The sequence below is a fragment of the Archangium gephyra genome, from assembly GCF_042230915.1.
Lineage (GTDB): Bacteria > Myxococcota > Myxococcia > Myxococcales > Myxococcaceae > Archangium > Archangium gephyra_B.
In genome coordinates, this window is sequence record NZ_CP102578.1 from 2,392,648 (window position 1) to 2,409,894 (window position 17,247).

Genomic DNA, 17,247 nt, shown 5'->3' on the forward strand with positions numbered 1-17,247 from the left:
TCAGGTCCGCGTCCACTTGCCGCGGCGCGTGGGCTCCTCCAGGGCCCGGCCGAGCGCCTGGAGGAAGCGCTTGCGCGGCCAGTGCTCGGCGCCAAAGCGCGCCAGGTGCTCCGTCTCCACCTGGCAGTCGATGAAGTGGAAGCCCCAGGCCTGGAAACGCTCCACCGCGGTGGTGAAGGCCACCTTCGAGGCGTCCGGCGCGTGGGCGAACATGCTCTCGCCGAAGAAGGCGGCTCCCAGCGACACGCCGTAGAAGCCCCCCTTCAGCTCGCCCCCGGCCCAGGCCTCCACCGAGTGCGCGAAGCCCAGCTCGTGCAGGGTGACGTAGGCCTGGCGCATCTCGTCCGTAATCCATGTGCCGTCCTGGCCGGGGCGCGGGGTGCTGGCGCACGCGGTGACGACGTCCGCGAAGGCGGTGTCCCAGCGGATGTCGTACACGCCGGCCTTGAGCGTCTTGCGCAGCGAGCGGCCCACGTGGAGCTTGTCCGGCGTGAGGACGAAGCGGGGATCCGGCGAGTGCCAGAGGATGGGCTGGCCCTGGCTGTACCAGGGGAAGATGCCCTGGGAGTACGCCGAGAGCAGGCGCTCGGGGCTCAAATCCCCCCCGACGGCGAGCAGCCCGCCGCGGTCCGCCTTCTCCGGCGGTGGGAAGAGCTCCGGGTCTTCTCCGAGTAGGTAGATGGGCACTACCGCGACACGTTGAGCTTCACGTCTCCGGACAGCGAGTAGGGGATGCGCACCAGCGGGCCCGTGAGCTCGCCCGCGACCTCATACGGCAGCGTCCCCTTGGCGATGAGCGCCCGCACGTCCTGCCCCCACGTCTCCCGCGTCACCGCCACCTCCACGGGATACACCCCGGTGGCCGACGCGTCCACGGTGTCGTACTTGCCCTGGGTGCCCTCGCCCAGCTTGCGGCCTCCCACCGACACGGCCCAGGTGAGCTCCTCCAGCCGCAGCGGGAAGGGGTTGGGGTTCTCCACCCCCAGGCGCAAGAGCAGGTCCACCTGCTCCTCCGAGTAGCGGGCCCCATCCAGGCTCTCCAGCCGCACCACGGGCAGCCGGGGCACGCGCACCGGCCGGGAGGCGGCGAAGGGCAGCGTGCGCACCTCGCCCCCCGCGCGCACCGTCAGCGTGCCGCGCAGCGCCACGAGCAGGGTACCGCTCCGCTGGCTCAGCGCCCGCAGGTCCTCCGGCGTGCGCACGTAGGCGGCCTCGGCCTGGAAGGAGAAGGGCGTGGGGGCGTTGGGGGCCAGGGTGACGCCCAGGGGCGCCGAGCCCTTCTCCACCACCTGCCCGTCGGAGACGAGCTCGTAGTCGGCCTTCTCCAGCACGGCGGGGCCGGGGCTGGTGAGCTGGCCGGAGTAGCGCAGCTTCACCTCGGTGAGGCCCTGGGAGGCGACGGTGGCTTCCTCGGCGCCGAGCGAGGCGGGGCCCACGGGCGCGGGGGGCGGCGTGGAGGCACACCCGGCCAGCCAGGCGGCGAGCGTCAGGAGGTGGACGGTGGCACGCGGGGCGGAACGCATGGCGCGAAGGTGCGGTGCGTTGGGGCTGGCCTCAAGGGGTTTTCGGGTACACTGTTGACTACACCGTGGCCCACCGTCGCCCGAACCTCAACAAGGCCATCCGCACGCTCATCCGCGACATCGCCGCGAAGATGCCCGAGTTCTCCCATGTGAGGGCCAGCCGCATCCTGGTGATCGCGGGCGAGGCGCGGCGGGCCTCGCGTGGCACGGTGAAGCCCTTGTGCTTCCGGGGCGGGCGCAGCACGGACCGCAGCGGGCGGCGCAAGCCCATCGTCCGGCTCAAGGGCAAGCGGATGCTCTACTGCATCACCCTGCGCCCGCTCTTCTTCCGCTCCTCCACGCCCAAGGCCCGGATTGAGACGGTGATGCACGAGCTCTTCCACATGTCGCGGCGCTTCGACGGCACGCTGCACGCGGGGCGTCGGCACTCGGTGCTGGGCAAGGACTTCCCCCGGCGGCTGCGGCCGCTGGTGCGCCGCTACCTCAAGCACTGCACCAAGGAGATGCTGGACGCCTTCGCGTACTCGGGCGAGGTGAAGGTGCTGCAGTGGCTGGAGCGGCCCGGGCCCGCCTACGTCCCCGGCACGCGCGGGGTGCGCAAGGTGTACACCGAGGAGCAGCTCTACTACGGCATCGCCCGCATGGTGACGCGCAAGCGGCCCCGCCTCGCGAGCGGAACCCGGCTCCCGCGCAAGGAGCGCGTGGAGAAGGTGCGGGTGCACTAATTGAGGTACTTGGGGCGGGGCGGCACGGGCGGCTGCGGAGGCCCGGCCTCCATCCCGGCCTCCATCATCTCCAGGCCCTGGCGGGTGAGCAGGAAGCGCACCACACCGGAGCCACGCTCCGTCTCGATCTCCGCCTCGAAGGCGGGGCCCGAGATGGCGCCCATCTGCACGTTCTTGCGCAGGTTGTGCACCTTGCCCGTGAGCAGATCTCCCGCCACCGGCTGCACCGCGTCGCCGCGCCGGTAGAGGTCGTACGCGACCTGATGCAGCGTCATGGCCAGCGAGGGCGTCAACGGCTGGGAGCTGAACAGGACCGAGATGAGGACCCAATAGGGGGGGGACTGTTCGGCCATTGCCCTCATCCTAACGCCCGCCCCGCGCGCGCCCCATCCGTTTTCCACGCCCTCTCGCTTCAGAGAAGTCAAAACATTCCCACTCCATTGGAGTAGTAACGTTCTGTAAATAATGTTTTCATTTTCGTCACTCGCTTGACTAGCAAACGGCCCGTAAACCGCCTGCCCGCTTATTTCCTGTTTCACTCGGAGCGCTGAATGTTCGCGAAGAAAATGCTTGGCGGAGTTCTGTCCCTGTCGTGGGCGCTGGGCCTGGTGGCGTCGACGGCCGCGTCCGCGGGCCCGCTGGATGGCAACAGCAGCGACGTGATGCTGCAGGGCTTCCACTGGCGTTCCACCGAGACGTCCCCGTGGTGGGGCGTCATCCAGGGCAAGGCCTCGGACATCAAGGCCAGCGGCTTCACCATGGTGTGGTTCCCGCCCTCCGGGGACTCGGCGGCCAAGGAGGGCTACCTGCCGCGGCAGCTGTACGTGCAGAACAGCTCCTACGGTACGGACGCGCAGCTCAAGAGCGCCATCGGCGCGCTGCACACCTACGGCGTGAAGGCCATCGCGGACATCGTGGTCAACCACCGCGTGGGCACCACCAACTGGGCGGACTTCACCAACCCCACCTGGGGCTCGTGGTCGGTGGTGAAGGGCGACGAGTGGACGAGCGCCACCGGCAACTACGACACCGGCGACGGCTTCAGCGCCGCGCGCGACCTGGACCACACCAACGGCACCGTCCAGAGCGACCTCAAGGGCTGGATGAACTGGCTCAAGTCGAGCATCGGCTACGACGGCTGGCGCTATGACTACGTGAAGGGCTACGGCGGCTCGTACGTGGGCGGCTACAACAGCGCCACGGTGCCCTACTTCTCCGTGGGCGAGCTGTGGACGGACCTGAACCTCAACGACGTCAACCCGCACCGCCAGCTCATCATGAACTGGATCAACGCCACTGGGGGCAACTCGGGCGCGTTCGACTTCACCACCAAGGGCATCCTCCAGCAGGCGGTGCAGTACAACGAGTTCTGGCGGCTCAAGGCCAGCGACGGCAAGCCGCAGGGCGCCATCGGCTGGTGGCCGGCCAAGTCGGTGACGTTCATCGACAACCACGACACGGGCCCGAGCAGCCCGAGCGGCGGCCAGAACCACTGGCCCTTCCCCAGCGACAAGGTGATGCAGGGCTACGCGTACATCCTCACGCACCCGGGCATCCCCTGCGTCTACTGGGTGCACTTCTATGACTGGGGCCACGCCGCCGCCATCAAGAGCCTCATCGCGGCGCGCAAGGAGAAGGGCGTGACGTCCACCTCCGCGGTGAACATCGTGGCCGCGGACACGAGCAAGTACGCCGCCATCATCACCGGCAACACGGGCAGCCTGGCGATGAAGATCGGCTCGGGCGCCTGGTCGCCGGGCACCGGCTGGACGCTGGTGAACTCCGGAACCAACTGGGCCGTCTGGAAGCAGTAGGCCGGGCTCGGGTAGGGTCGCGGGTGAAAGGGGGCTCGCGCAGATGGCGATGATCCAATTCACCCGCAACTACTCCGACCGCTCCAACAACTACGGCTTCCAATTCGAGTTCCATTGCGACAAGTGCCGCAACGGGCACATGTCGCCCTTCATCGCCAACAAGATGGGGATGGCGGCGGGCTTCCTGAAGGCGGCGGGCTCGTTCTTCGGGGGCTCGCTGTCGCGGGCGGCCTACGCGGGCGAGCACGTGAAGGACGCGCTGCGCGGGAGCGCCTGGGACGACGCCTACGCCGAGGCGGTGGAGGAGGGGAAGAAGCATTTCAAGCACTGCACCCGCTGCGGCCAGTGGGTGTGCCCGCAGGCGTGCTGGAACGAGTCGCGGGGCCTGTGTGAAGGGTGCGCGCCTGACCTCCAGGAGGAGGCCGCGCACATCCAGGCCAAGGTGTCCGTGGAGCAGGCCTGGGACAAGGCACGCAAGGTGGACCAGGTGGAGTCGCTGGACATGAAGGCCCACCGCACGGCGGCGGCCTCGGCCTGTCCCCACTGCAACGCCCGGGTGGAGGGAGGCAAGTTCTGCTCCGAGTGCGGCAAGCCGCTGGCGGCGGCCAAGGTGCACTGCACCCAGTGCGGTGCGGAGATGAAGCCCAACGCGCGCTTCTGCGGCGAGTGCGGCACGGCCCGGGGCGGCTGAACGTCTCCGAGCGAGTCCGTCCGAGCGCGTCTCTCCGCACGTACCTCCGCGTGTCCCTCCCTCTCCCTCCGGGAGAGGGTCGGGGTGAGGGTATCCGTCCCCGTGCTTCACCCGTGTCCGTGCCTCAGTCGTCGCTCTTGGGAATCTTGGGTTGATCCACCAGTGGGGGCGGCTCGGGCTCCTGGGCCGTGTCCCCCTGCGAGGGCGTGGAGCCCGGGGGATTCTGCACCTCCACCAGCAGGGCGACGGGCTCGCCCTCGGCGAGCTCATACGTGGCGCGCACCTCGCCGCCCTCGCGGATCTCCGCTGGAGTGGCGGGACGGCCGTCCACGCGGACCTCGGTCAACGAGATGACGAGCATCCGCACATCCTGCCCCTCCGTGGCGGACAGCACGTGCAGCTCCTTCCCGGTGAAGGCCAGCACCTCGCCCGAGACCTGCCGTGGCCGTGTCGCGTCCGCCTTGGCTTCGTCGGGCTCGCGCTGGGCCGGCGGCTCGGCGGGCCGCTGCACCTCGGCCCTCGGCGCGGGCTCCTCGCGCGGGGGCGGCCGTGCGGCCGGCGGAGGGGGTGGGGTGGGGCGGCTCTCGCTCGTGGTGCCGGGCTCCGACTGCATCGGTGCCGCCACCGTCTCCCGCTCCCGCTCCCGGGCCTCGCGCTTCTCGCACCCGGCCGCCAGGAGCAGCGCCGCCCCTCCCGCTAGCAGTCCTCTCGTCCTGAGTCGCATGCCGTCCCCCGTGTCCTCTCGTGGATTCCTCCAAAGATGGGGAGGCGGCTTCCCGGCTCACGCCGGGCGGGGAATGGGGAGACTGGCCGCATGGCTCCTCCGCGAGGGCATGGGAGGGCGCACGGTGACAGAGGGCGGGGAGGGGCCTCCACCCTTATGCTTCATGTCTCACGCCCCTTTCCGGAGCGCTGGATGCGACGGAGTGCCATGCCGCCGAGCCGCCAGGTGAACCTGCCTTCCCTGGAGTGGAAGCGGGTGCTCCTGCTGCTGCTCCTCCTCGGTGGCATGGTCCTGTTCGCCTCCTCCGACACGTTCCAGTCCGCCCTGGCCTGGCTCCTCGCGAAGGCCGGGCCCGTCATCGAGGCGCATCCCTTCTGGGGCGCGGCGCTCTTCCTCCTCCTGTCCGCCTTCTCGGCCATGCTGGCCTTCTTCAGCAGCGCGGTGCTCGTGCCCGTGGCCATCCACACCTGGGGCGAGGCCGTCTGCGTGCTCCTGCTGTGGTGCGGGTGGATGCTCGGAGGCGCTGGCGCCTACGTCATCGCCCGCTCCTGGGGCCGGCCGGTGGTGCGCCGGCTCGTGTCCGGCGAGCTGCTCGGCCGCTACGAGGAGCGCATCTCCCGGCACAGCTCCTTCGGCCTGGTGCTCCTCTTCCAGCTGGCCGTCCCCTCCGAGATTCCGGGCTACGTGCTCGGTCTGGCGCGCTATGGGCTCCGCAAGTACCTGCGGGTCCTGGCGCTCGCGGAGCTGCCGTACGCGGTGGGCACGGTCTACCTCGGCTCCAGCCTCCTCGAGCAGCGCTCCCTGGTGCTCCTGGCCCTGGGGGCGCTCGGCATCTTCTTCAGCGCCTGGGCCCTGCGCGCCTTGCGCAAGCGCCTCGGCCCGTAGCCTCCCCCCTCGGCGCCCATCCCCTGGCTCGGCTCCCTGGCGCCAGTCCGAGCCGGCGGGGGCCCTTGTCACGGCTGTCCGCCCCCTGTCCGTGCACCCGCCCGCTTTCCCCCGGAGGGTCTCCCCCGCTACCGTGTGCGGAGCCGACCCTCGCATGCGCCCCTCGCCCGCCTCCTCGAAGGACGTCCCCCGCGGGCCCACCCCCCTCTGGTCCCGCGCACGCCTGCTCCTCGCCGGGGTGCTGCTGGGGCTGCTCGCCAGCGCTGGCAGCGCCTCGGCGCTGGAGCTGAACAAGTCCCCGCGCCAGTTCCCCCACCGGGCCTGGCAGGCGGCGGACGGGCTCCCGCAGAACAGCGTCCTCTCCCTGGCGCAGACACCGGATGGCTACCTCTGGGGCTGCACCTGGGAAGGGCTGGTGCGCTTCGATGGGGTCCGCTTCACCGTGTTCGACAAGGCGAACACCCCCGCCTTCCCGGGCCGCACCCTCGTGGCCCTCGCGGTGGGACAGGACGGGATGCTGTGGATCGGCACCGACAAGGGGCTCGCCAGGATGCGCGAGGGCACCTTCCTTCCCGTCGTCCCGCCCGCGGGCATTGTCCTGAACAACCCCGAGGCGATGCACGTCTCCCGTGACGGCAGCTTGTGGATCGCCACGGCCAACCATGGCCTGGTGCGGCTCGCCGGCGGCCAGTTCCAGACGTGGAACAAGGCCCACGGACTCGTCAGCCCGAAGCTCCTGTCGCTCGCCGAGGATGCCACGGGAGGCCTCTGGGTGGGCGGCACCGGAGGCCTCCAGCGGTGGGACGGCACGGCCTGGACGCCGCCCGTGCCCTTCGAAGGGGCGCTCAAGCAGGAGGTGCGCGCGCTGGCGCTCGATCGCGAGGGCACGCTCTGGGCCGGCACGGAGGAGGGGGCGGTGTACCGGCTCCAGGGCGGCGTCATGCGGCGGGTGCCCGAGGCGAGCGTGCCAGGCGCTCCCATCTCGGTGATGTTGTTGGACCGCGAGGGGGCCCTCTGGGTGGGGAGCCTGGGCCGGGGAATCCGGCGGGTGGTGGGCGGCGAGGTCTCCATGCTGGAGGAGGGACACCCGCTGGCGGACAGCCTGGTGAGCTCGCTGCTCGAGGACGCCGAGGGCGACCTGTGGATTGGCACCGAGGCCCGGGGACTGCACCGGCTCCAGGATGCGCCCTTCACCACCCATGGTCTCCCCGAGGGCCTGTCGCACGAGATGGTGCTGGCCATCCACGAGGCCCGCGATGGCAGCGTCTGGTTCGGCACCGTGGGAGGCGGGGTCAGCCGCCTGCGGGACGGGCGGGTGAGGTCATGGAACATGAGCGACGGGCTCCTCCTGGACCGCGTCCGCTCCATCGCCGAGACACCGGACGGCGCCCTCTGGTTCGGCACGCGCGTGGGCATCAGCCGCTGGAGCGCGGGCACGTTCACCTCGTTCACGGCGGCCCAGGGGCTGAGTGATCCGAGGGCCTTCCTGCTGGCCGTGGACGCCGCCGGGACGCTCTGGGCCGGTACCCCCACGGGGCTCTTCCGGTGGGACGGCGAGCGCTTCGAGTCCTTCACGCCTCGCGGAGGGCTGCCCGGCCTCGAGCCCACCCTGCTGCTGCCGAGCGCCGCGGGAGGCCTCTGGGTGGGCACGCGAGGCGGGGGACTGGCCCACGTCCTCGAGGGCCGGAGCACGGTCTGGGTGTCCGAGGCCGGGCCGCTGGAGGGCAAGGTCCTGGCGCTCCACGAGGCGCCGGACGGCACGCTCTGGCTGGGCACCAACGAGGGCGTCTTCCGGTGGAAGGCGGGACGGGTCCACCGCTTCACCCGGGCCGAGGGGCTGTTCGACGAGCGCGCCTTCCAACTGCTCTCCGACGGGCGGGGCTACCTGTGGGCCAGCGGGAACAAGGGCGTCTTCCGCATGTCCCTGGAGGAGCTGGAGGACGTGGCCGAGGGCCGGCGGGCGAGCTTCACCGCCCGGGCCTACGGGGTGGAGGATGGGATGCGCTCGGAGGAGTGCAACAGCCTGGGCTCCCCGGCGGGCGTGCGCACGCGGGATGGCCGGCTGTGGTTTCCCACCATCCGCGGCGCCGTGGTCTACACCCCGCAGCACGAGCAGCGGCACCTGGTGTCACCGCCCGCGCTCCTCGAGGAGCTCCGGGTCGACGGCCGCCCGGTGCCACGCTCGGAGTGGGACCGCCTCCTGGTGGGGGACGGACGGCTCGAGTTCCAGTTCACGGCCACCGGCCTGCGCGCCCCCCGGCGGCTGCGCTTCCGCTACCAGCTCGAGGGCATCGACCCCGAGCCGGTGGAGGCCGGGGCGCAGCGCGTGGCCTCCTATACCCGCCTGCCGCCCGGCAACTACCGCTTCCGCGTGGAGTCGCAATACGCGGATGGCGGCGGAATGGCCCCGGCCATGGAGGTGGCGCTCTACCTGCGCCCCCGCTTCCACCAGACGCTCACGTTCCGCGTGGTGTGCGGGCTGGCCGCCGTGCTGGCGGTGGCCGGTGGGATGTGGCTGCGCCTGCGGGGCGCCCGCCAGCGCGAGCGCGAGCTGCAGGCCCGGGTCGCCCAGCGCACCGCGGAGCTGGCCTCCCTCAACGAGGACCTGGAGGCCCGCCTCGAGGAGCTGCAGAGCACCCGCGAGCGGCTCGTCCACGCCGAGAAGATGGCGGCGGTGGGCACGCTGGCCGCGGGCGTCGGGCATGAGCTCAACAACCCGCTGGCCTTCGTCATCTCCAACGTCCACTACGTCGCCACCGAGGTGCGGGACGTGGCGGCCCGCGGCGAGGAGCCCGAGCGCTGGGCGGAGGTGGAGCAGGCCATCTCCGAGGCCCTCCAGGGCACGGAGCGGATGCGCCGCATCATCCAGGACCTGAAGACGTTCTCCCGGGAGCAGCCGCAGCGCGACCAGCGGGTGGAGCTGCACGCGGTGCTGGACCTGGCGCTGTCCATCGCGGCCGCGGAGGTGCGCCACCGCGCCCGGGTGGTGAAGGAGTTTGGCCCGGTGCCGGCCGTGCTCGGGGACGAGACGCGGCTGGGCCAGGTGTTCCTCAACCTGCTCATCAACGCCGCCCAGGCCATCCCCGAGGGCCAGGCCGGCCAGCACGAGATTCGCGTCTCCACCGGCCAGGACGAGCAGGGCCGGGCCGTGGTGGCGGTGAGCGACACCGGCTCGGGCATCCCTCCCGAGGTGCTCTCGCGCATCTTCGAGCCCTTCTTCACCACCAAGCCGGTGGGGGTGGGCACGGGCCTGGGGCTGTCCATCTGCCACAGCTACGTGCAGGCCATGGGCGGAGACATCCGCGTGCGCAGCGAGGTGGGGCGGGGCACCACGTTCGAGGTGGTGCTGCGCTCCGCCGAGGAGGGCCCGGCCGCCATCCCCCTGCCGCGTGCCGCCGCTCCCGGGGCGAAGGGCCCGCGCGGCCGGCTGCTGGTCATCGACGACGAGCCGCTGCTGCTCGCCGCCCTGTGCCGCACGCTGGAGCCCGAGCACGAGGTGGAGGCCTTCGGCGGCGCGCGTCCGGCGCTGGAGCGGCTCCGGGCCGGGGAGCGCTACTCCCTCATCCTGTGTGACGTGATGATGCCGGAGATGACGGGCGTGGAGCTGTACGAGACCCTGGTGCGCGAGCTGCCCGGCCAGGCCGAGCGCCTGGTGTTCCTCACCGGGGGCGCCTTCAGCGAGGGGGCGCGCACGCACCTGGAGACCACGCGGCGGCCGTGCCTGGACAAGCCCTTCGAGCCGGAGGCGCTGCGCACGCGCATCCACGCGCTGCTGGAGGCCCAGCGGCTGGAGGCTCAGGAGAGGAGCCCCCTGCTCAAGGCCGCTGGGGAGTAGGCGTGGGGCTCAGCGGCGCCGGAGGACGGCGTGGGCCGGGGCCGCCGCGCCCAGCCGCTCGGGCTCGGGCTGCGTCCGGGGCGCTTCCGCCCGCTCGAGCGACCAGCCCGTCTTCAGGCCCACCACGAACCACGCGAGCTGCAGCGCCCCCACCGCGAAGAGCACGTCCCCGGGCACCCGCAGCCACCGCAGCGTGCCCATCAGCGGCATCTGCATGAACTCCGCGCTGCGCGCCCACCACGTCCCCTGCTCGATGGCCGCCTGCGTCTGCAGCACTCCGATGGGCAGCAGCGACAGCACCGCCATCAACAGCAGCCCCGCGTTGAGGTTCCAGAAGGCCCACGCCAGCGTCTTCGTCTTCCACTTCGCCTCCGGCTGCATCATCCGGAACGTGAAGAGCATCAGCGCGATGCCCAGCATGCCGTACACCCCGAAGAGCGCGGTGTGGCCGTGCAGCGGCGTCAGGTTGAGGCCCTGCATGTAGTAGAGCGCCACCGGCGGGTTGATGAGGAAGCCGAACAGGCCCGCTCCCACCAGGTTCCAGAACGCCACCCCGATGAAGAAGAGGATGGGCCAGCGGTACTGCTCCATCCACCCCGGCAGCCTCGACAGGCGGAGGTGGCTCCACACCTCACGGCCCACCAGCACCAGCGGCACCACCTCCAGCGCACTGAACGTCGCACCCAGCGCCATCACCGCCGCCGGCGTGCCCGAGAAGTACAGGTGGTGGAACGTGCCGATGATGCCGCCGACCAGGAAGATGGTGGTGGTGAAGAGCACCGCCGGCACCGCCGTGCGCGCCGACAGCACCCCCAGCCTCGTGAACAGGAACGCCATCACCACCGTGGCGAACACCTCGAAGAAGCCCTCCACCCACAGGTGCACCACCCACCAGCGCCAGTACTCCACCATCCCCATGTGGCTGCGCTGCCCGTACATCAGCCCCGCCCCGTAGAAGGACGCGATGGCCAGCGAGGAGATGACGAAGAGCACCAGCAGCGGCCGTCCCTCGGCCGGCTTCTTCAGCGCAGGCCATACCGCTCGCGCCGTGAGGAACAGCCAGACGAAGAGGCCCACGAAGAGGAAGATCTGCCAGAAGCGGCCCAGGTCCACGTACTCCCAGCCCTGGTGGCCGAACCAGTACCAGTAGTCCCCGCTGCCCATCCGCTGCTGCACCGAGGCCCACTGCCCGAAGAGCGCTCCCACCACGATGATGAGCAGGCACACGAAGAGGAAGTTGACGCCCGCGCGCTGGTACTTCGGCTCCACCCCGCTCACCGCCGGGCCGATGAAGAGGCCCGTGGCCAGCCACGCCGTGGCAATCCAGAAGATGCCCAGCTGCGTGTGCCAGCTGCGCGTCACCGCGTAGGGCACGTACTTGGCCAGCGGAATGCCGTAGAAGCCCGCGCCCTCCACGCCGAAGTGCGCCGTCACGCCGCCCAGCCCCACCTGCGCCAGGAAGAGCGCCACCACCACCAGGAAGTACTTGCCCGTGGCCCGCTGGCTCGGCGTGAGTTGCATCCCGGAGAACGGATCCTTCGCGGGCGGCGTCAGCTCCTCGTCCTCCTTCTTTCCGCTCATGTACCAGATGAGCCCGGCCGCGCCCGCGAGCAGCAGCACCACCGAGGCCAGGCTCCACATCAGCACGCCCGAGGCGGGCACGTTGCCCACCAGCGGCTCGTGCGGCCAGTTCTGCGTGTAGCTGACGCTGTCCCCGGGCCGGTTCGTCGACGTCACCCAGCTCGTCCACCAGAAGAAGGCGCCCAGGTCCTTCAGCTTCCCGGGGTCCGTGAGCGCGCCCTCGGGGATGGCGTAGGCCGAGCGGCCCTTGGCGAAGACGTCCGCGTAGTGGGCGGCGTTGACGCGCATCGCCTCGGCGCGCACCGGCTCGAGCGTCACCGTGCCCGTGCTCGCGTCATACGTGTTGGTGCGCATCACCCCGGCGAGCCGCGCCCGCAGCGCCGCCTGCCGCTCGGCCGGGGCCACGGCATACGAGGCGCGGCTCTCCGCCCGGGCCCAGGTGTCCAGCACGAAGGTGGCCTCGCGGTGCAGCCAGTCCGCGCTCCAGTCCGGCGCAACATATGCGCCGTGGCCCCAGACCGAGCCCACCTGCTGGCCTCCAATGGACTGCCACACGTTCTGGCCCCGCATGATGGCCTCGCCCGTGAGCAGCACCGTGCCGTCGGGCGTCACCACCTTGTCGGGGATGGGCGGCAGCGAGCGCGAGATGCGGACGCCCTGGCCTCCCAGCACCAGGAAGGAGACGAGGACGACGGCGCCTAGGCCGAACCAGAGCTTGCGGTGTTGCATGACCGGGGGCTCCTCAAAGGAGGGTGTCAGTGGGTTGCCTCCCTCCCAAAGCAAGCTCCGTTCCAGGCCCTCTCCCCTCGGGCCCCCACGCTCCGTGCGCGCAATCGGTGCGCCTGGGGGGTGGGGCCCGCAAACATTGCATTGGATGTACATGTTTTCTGGGGGCAGGGCGGGCAGGCGAACGGAAGGGTTGAAGTCGCGGAGGTGATGGCGTGGAGTGCGCGGCCTTGACTCCCGCCGCGCTGGTGTTGGTGCTGTCCTCCGCGTTCTTCCACGCGCTGTGGAACGCGCTGCTCAAGCGCCACGAGGACCCGGAGTCCGCCGTGGTGGGCGTCATCGCCGTCACCGTGGTGTGCGGCGCGCTGTGGGCGCTCGGCCTGCAGGGGGCGGCGTTTCCCACGTCCGCGGCGCTGCTCTGGTCTCTCGTGGCCGGCGTGCTGGAGAGCGGCTACCTCGTCACGCTCGCGCGGGCGCTGCGCCGGGCGCCGCTGGGGCTCGCGTACACGGTGTCCCGGGGTGGGGCGCTGCTGCTCGTCTGGCCCGTGTCCGTGCTGTGGCTGGGCGAGCAGCTCACCCCCTGGGCCGTGGCCGGCGCGGCCCTGGTGGCCCTGGGCATGGCGGTGATGAACCTCGTGCTGCCCCGGGGCGCGGTGGGCGAGGGCGTGCTCTGGGCCCTGGCGAGCGCCGCGTGCATCGCCGGCTTCAACCTCAGCTACAAGCGCGCCCTGGGCGAGGGCGCTCAGCCTCCGGCCCTCTTCACCCTGTCCCTCTCGGTGGCGCTGCCGTTGATCGTCCTCCTGCGCCGCCGCGAGGTGGCGGGCTGGGGCGCGCTGCGCCGCAAGGTGACGGCCCGGCCCCTGCTCCTGGGGGTGGCCGGGGTGCTGTGCACCCTGTCCTTCTCGCTGTTGCTCCTGGCCCTGGTGCACAGCGGCACCGGCGCCGTGCTCACCCTGCGCAACACGTCCATCGCCTTCGCCCTGGGGCTCGGCGCGCTCCAGGGGGAGAAGCTGGGGCGGCGGCAGCTCCTCGGCGCTGGACTGGTGATGCTCGGGGCGGTGCTGCTGGGATGGCCCCGGCCGTGAACGCTCGGTGCCCGACACTGTCACCCAGAGGATGGAGCGCGGCACCGGAGCCCCCTTGCGGAGACGTGCGGACCCTGCACGCCGCTCCCCGCGTGCAAATGTTCCCGGCATGAACGCGCCTCCCCCCTCCCTCCGAACCGCCGTCGTCCTGCTCCATGACGAAGATGAGGGTCCCGGGCAGCTCGGCCCCGCACTGCGGCGCTCGGGCTTCGCCCTGGATGTCCGCTCGAGAGAGCCGCACCCCGAGGACACGGAGGCGGACCTGGTGGTGGTGATGGGGAAGTCGCTGGGCCAGCAGGCGGGAGACGCCGCTCCCTGGCTGGAGGAGGAGCGGCGGTTGCTGGCCCGCCGGTTGGAGGCGGGCCGGCCGAGCCTGGGCCTCGGCCTGGGCGCGGAGCTGCTCGCCGCCGCGGCGGGCGCCCGCGTCCACCCGGGCGACAAGGGCCCGGTGCTGGGGGTGCACCCGGTGTCGCTGACGATGGAGGCGCAGGCGGATCCGCTGTTCGCCGGCTTCGAGGAGTTCTTCGACGTCCTGCACTGGCAGGGCTCTACCTTCGAGTCCGTCCCCGGAGCGCAGGTGCTGGCCTCGACGGCCCGCTACCCGCACCAGGCCTTCCGGGTGGGCAAGTCCTATGGCGTGCAGTTCCATCCCGAGGTGGATGGGAGCCTGTTCGAGCGCTGGGTCCGTGGCTCGCAGGAGGACGTGGCCCACGTGGGGCTCACCGCCGAGGAGCTGCTGAAGCGGGAGGCGCCCCGGGTGGTGCGGGCCCAACAACACGCGATGCTGTTGATGGAGCGGCTGGCCGCCTTCTTCGCGCGGCAGGTGGGGGCGGGAGGCGGAGAGCGCTACCTCTTCACCGTGGACGCCATCCAGCGGCTGCAGGGGCGGGGCGTGCTGCTCTCGCCCGGCATTCCCCGGCGCGCGCCCATCGTGCGGGTGGGGCAGACGCTCTCCCTCAAGCGGCCCGATGGCTCACGCGTGGAGGGCACCGTGCGCGGCATGGCGAGCTTCGGGGATACCGGGGCGGCCATTCCCTTGCTGGTCCTGCTGGACTCGCCCGACGCGGAGGTGCCGCCCGGCTCCGAGGCCCTCACCTCCGAGCCCCTCACGGTGTAGAAGGGGAGGGCAATGAGCATCCCTTCCGTTCCCAAGCAGGTCTTCCGGAACGACTACTTCACCGTCCTCGTCGATGAGCGGCTGGGCATCGTCCGTACCAATCGCAACGACAAGCCTTTCGCTTCCATGCAGGAGCTCGAGGCCGCTTTCGCGGGGCTCATCCAGGCCCTGGACGACCTGGGCCGGGCACGTTACGCGTTGCTCGCCGACATCCGGGCCGCGCCTGGCCGGAACGATCCCGAGTTCGAGGCCGCCCTGCAGCGCGTCCGGCTGAGGTGGATCGGCGGCTTCCGCAAGGTGGGCGTGCTCGTCCAGAGCGCCGTTGGCCTGCTGCAGGTCAAGCGTTACGCCAAGAAGGACGGCTTGACCCGGCTGGTGACGGACGACGAGGACGAGCTCGTGAAGTACCTCACCCAGCAGGATTGAGCGCAGGAGGCCCGAGGTCGTGGGCACCTCTACTGGGTGAGGTCATCCAGCACGCCGGCGAGGGTGGGGGCGGTCAGGGCTCGATCGAGCCAGTTGTCGAGAACGGCCACGTCCGTGCACGTCAGGATGCGCTGCCGGGCCTGTTCGTCGACGTGCAGGCCTCGCGCGGTGAGGATTCGAAGCACCGCCTGCGCCCGGCCTTGCACCAGTCCCTGCGCCCGGCCCTGCTCCAGCCCTTTCAGGCGCCCTTGCTCGATGAGCTCCTCACCATAGGTCCGCATCAGCTCCTCCGCTCGGTGTGTCTCCATGACGGAATGTAGCACTCGGCTCATCTCCGCGCGGACGGTCTTGTCCCCGACCTGGAAGAGGTAACGGACGACCAGGCCCAGTTCCTCGTCTCCATGAGGGGTGGCATGCACTTGCGCGAACAGGACCGTCCAATCCGGTAGACGGTGGGCCAGTTCCGCACTGCGTCCGTAGCGCAGCACCAGCAAGGCCAGCCGGACCAGGGCCGGACCGGGACGCGCCATCAGCGCCTCGGCTCGCTCGGCCGTCAGGTCATCCAGCAGGTACTCGAAGCGCGGTACGAGTGCGCGCCAGCCTTTCTGCTGCTCCGTCTCCTCCGGCAGGTTGAAGAGCTCTTCCACCCGGCGGGGGGCGGACCAGGCGCTGTCCGGCCCGTGGTACATGACGAGGGGCACCACCACCGGCAGCTTCTCGCTGCTCGGGTTCGCCTTGCGCCAGTGCTCCAGCTGGCGCACCACGTAGCGCAGCATGCGCAGTGCCATCCACCGGTCCACCGACGACTGGTGTTCGAGCAGCACGTAGAGCAGCAGCGGGTGTCCACCGCTCATGCGCGCCGAGAAGAGCAGGTCGCTCTCGGTCTCCCGCAGCTCCGGGTCCACCACGGAGCCGGACTCTCGCCGCAGGGTGGACCAGTCCACCTGGGAGACGAGCAGAGGGGGGAGAGCAGCGCGCAACTCGGCCGCGGCCCGCTCGGGCTGGCCAAAGGTGTAGCGGGCGAAGAGATCATGGGGGCCGGACATGGCGAGCAGCCCCGGAGAAAGCACGCGGCGGGCCAGTGGCGCCGCACAGGGAACCGTCTGTCCAGGTGGGTCTACTTTCGGCGACTCCCCTCTCGTGAAGGAGACGAGACCTCGCCCGAGGGCCCGCATCCGGGGCTCGTGCCCCTCTCTCATGCTGCTGAAATCACCACGCGGTGTGCGAAGGTTCGCTCGACACCCGCCGTCCCCCACGTCCTGCGCAGCCGGAGCGCCGCCGGACCATCCTCGAGGAGAGCCAGCATGAGCATCACGATGTCACCGCGAGACTACGCCACGGCCTTTCGCCTCCTCTCGCTGACCGCCAGGCACCACGAAAACATCGGGCGAGTGGTCGAGGAGCGCATCCTTCCCCGGTTGCCCGAGCGCCCTTCGCTGCTCGACGTCGGCGCGGGACCGGGCAAGGTCGCCGAGCGGCTCGCGCCTCATTTCGCTTCCCTCACCCTGCTCGAGCCCAATCGGGAGCAGATCGGCGCGCTCGCGCTCGAGAGGACGAAGATCTTCCACGACACCCTGGAGACCTGGTCGTCGCCTGAGCGGTATGACCTCGTCCTCTGCTCACACGTCCTGTACCACGTGCCCCTCCAGGACTGGGGCGGGTTCATCGACAGGCTGCTGTCGTTCGTGCGCCCCGGAGGGTACTGCGTGCTCGTCCTCGGCGCCGCCCGCGGGCAGAACTACCAGCTGCATCGCGACTTCACGGAGACGGTGATCTCCAGCGAGCAGCTCATCGGGACGCTGCGAGAGAAGCGGATTCCGCACGAGGTCGTCGCGACCATGAACGGTTTCTCCGCGGCCAGCTTCGAGGAGATGTACACGCTCTGCCGCTTCTTCGTGCTCGAGGACTGTTTCACCGCGGAGAAGCTCAAGGCCCTCTCCCAGGACGAGGTGCGCAGGCTCGACGACGAGATTCGCCTGCACGCCGAGCGCTGCCGGCATTCCGATGGGGTGTACCGCCTGGAGCAGGAGGAGGATGTGATCATCATCCCCAAGCCGTAGCCGCCCCGGCTCATGGGCAACACAGCGGGCCTTCACGGGGACTGAATCCGGGAGG

General features: G+C 70.8%; 15 protein-coding genes. 9 read left to right on the top strand and 6 right to left on the bottom strand.

Translation table 11 applies throughout. The features are described from left to right. Together aat and NR798_RS09540 are read right to left on the bottom strand one after the other, a co-directional pair. A complete protein-coding gene (gene aat, locus NR798_RS09535) occupies positions 1 to 687 on the bottom strand; it encodes a leucyl/phenylalanyl-tRNA--protein transferase (RefSeq protein WP_375771129.1) in 687 nt (228 codons plus the stop codon). Beyond that, positions 687 to 1,523 (bottom strand): LEA type 2 family protein, encoded by an 837-nt coding sequence (locus tag NR798_RS09540; protein ID WP_375771130.1) that lies wholly within the window; start codon positions 1,521 to 1,523, stop codon positions 687 to 689. Before NR798_RS09540 ends, aat begins: the two co-directional genes overlap by 1 nt. 65 nt (positions 1,524 to 1,588) lie before the next feature. Here NR798_RS09540 and NR798_RS09545 point away from each other — a divergent pair, with 65 nt between their 5' ends. Then, positions 1,589 to 2,248, top strand: coding sequence for a hypothetical protein (locus NR798_RS09545; protein ID WP_375771131.1), 660 nt, complete (start codon positions 1,589 to 1,591; stop codon positions 2,246 to 2,248). On the opposite strand, the gene NR798_RS09550 is transcribed toward NR798_RS09545, so the two are convergent. Beyond that, positions 2,245 to 2,601 carry a hypothetical protein gene (locus NR798_RS09550; protein WP_375771132.1) on the bottom strand — a complete coding sequence of 119 codons (357 nt, stop codon included), beginning with the start codon at positions 2,599 to 2,601 and terminating at the stop codon, positions 2,245 to 2,247. The two genes, NR798_RS09545 and NR798_RS09550, sit on opposite strands and share 4 nt — an antisense overlap. A 198-nt stretch (positions 2,602 to 2,799) precedes the next feature. Here NR798_RS09550 and NR798_RS09555 point away from each other — a divergent pair, with 198 nt between their 5' ends. After that, positions 2,800 to 4,062: a glucan 1,4-alpha-maltotetraohydrolase domain-containing protein gene (locus NR798_RS09555; protein WP_375771133.1), complete on the top strand. Its 1,263-nt coding sequence runs from the start codon at positions 2,800 to 2,802 to the stop codon at positions 4,060 to 4,062. 43 nt (positions 4,063 to 4,105) lie between these two features. Further along, complete coding sequence (locus NR798_RS09560; protein WP_375771134.1) at positions 4,106 to 4,753, top strand: zinc ribbon domain-containing protein; 648 nt, start codon at positions 4,106 to 4,108, stop codon at positions 4,751 to 4,753. Between the two features lie 124 nt (positions 4,754 to 4,877). On the opposite strand, the gene NR798_RS09565 is transcribed toward NR798_RS09560, so the two are convergent. Further along, on the bottom strand, positions 4,878 to 5,477 hold the full coding sequence (locus tag NR798_RS09565) for a hypothetical protein (protein ID WP_375771135.1): 600 nt from the start codon (positions 5,475 to 5,477) through the stop codon (positions 4,878 to 4,880). A 192-nt stretch (positions 5,478 to 5,669) separates the two neighbouring features. Between NR798_RS09565 and NR798_RS09570 the strand changes: the two genes are divergently transcribed. Next, the gene (locus tag NR798_RS09570; protein ID WP_375771136.1) at positions 5,670 to 6,362 is read left to right on the top strand and encodes a TVP38/TMEM64 family protein; all 693 of its coding nucleotides are present in this window, start codon (positions 5,670 to 5,672) and stop codon (positions 6,360 to 6,362) included. A 154-nt stretch (positions 6,363 to 6,516) separates the two neighbouring features. Then, on the top strand, positions 6,517 to 10,197 hold the full coding sequence (locus tag NR798_RS09575; RefSeq protein ID WP_375771137.1) for a two-component regulator propeller domain-containing protein: 3,681 nt from the start codon (positions 6,517 to 6,519) through the stop codon (positions 10,195 to 10,197). A 9-nt stretch (positions 10,198 to 10,206) separates the two neighbouring features. On the opposite strand, the gene NR798_RS09580 is transcribed toward NR798_RS09575, so the two are convergent. Further along, positions 10,207 to 12,507 carry a nitric-oxide reductase large subunit gene (locus NR798_RS09580; protein ID WP_375771138.1) on the bottom strand — a complete coding sequence of 767 codons (2,301 nt, stop codon included), beginning with the start codon at positions 12,505 to 12,507 and terminating at the stop codon, positions 10,207 to 10,209. A 227-nt stretch (positions 12,508 to 12,734) separates the two neighbouring features. Here NR798_RS09580 and NR798_RS09585 point away from each other — a divergent pair, with 227 nt between their 5' ends. The 3 genes from NR798_RS09585 (at position 12,735) to NR798_RS09595 (ending at position 15,132) form a co-directional block, all read left to right on the top strand. Further along, positions 12,735 to 13,589 carry an EamA family transporter gene (locus tag NR798_RS09585; protein ID WP_375771139.1) on the top strand — a complete coding sequence of 285 codons (855 nt, stop codon included), beginning with the start codon at positions 12,735 to 12,737 and terminating at the stop codon, positions 13,587 to 13,589. A 109-nt stretch (positions 13,590 to 13,698) separates the two neighbouring features. Further along, on the top strand, positions 13,699 to 14,706 hold the full coding sequence (locus NR798_RS09590) for a hypothetical protein (RefSeq protein WP_375771140.1): 1,008 nt from the start codon (positions 13,699 to 13,701) through the stop codon (positions 14,704 to 14,706). Positions 14,707 to 14,718: 12 nt separating this feature from the next. Next, entirely contained in the window at positions 14,719 to 15,132 is a 414-nt protein-coding gene (locus NR798_RS09595) for a hypothetical protein (RefSeq protein ID WP_375771141.1), read from the top strand. Between the two features lie 29 nt (positions 15,133 to 15,161). Here the strand turns inward: NR798_RS09595 and NR798_RS09600 are convergent, their stop codons facing one another. Then, positions 15,162 to 16,178, bottom strand: a complete 1,017-nt coding sequence (locus NR798_RS09600) for an Rpn family recombination-promoting nuclease/putative transposase (protein ID WP_375771142.1) — start codon at positions 16,176 to 16,178, stop codon at positions 15,162 to 15,164. Between the two features lie 258 nt (positions 16,179 to 16,436). Between NR798_RS09600 and NR798_RS09605 the strand changes: the two genes are divergently transcribed. Beyond that, positions 16,437 to 17,192: a class I SAM-dependent methyltransferase gene (locus tag NR798_RS09605; RefSeq protein WP_375771143.1), complete on the top strand. Its 756-nt coding sequence runs from the start codon at positions 16,437 to 16,439 to the stop codon at positions 17,190 to 17,192. Positions 17,193 to 17,247: the final 55 nt, after the last annotated feature.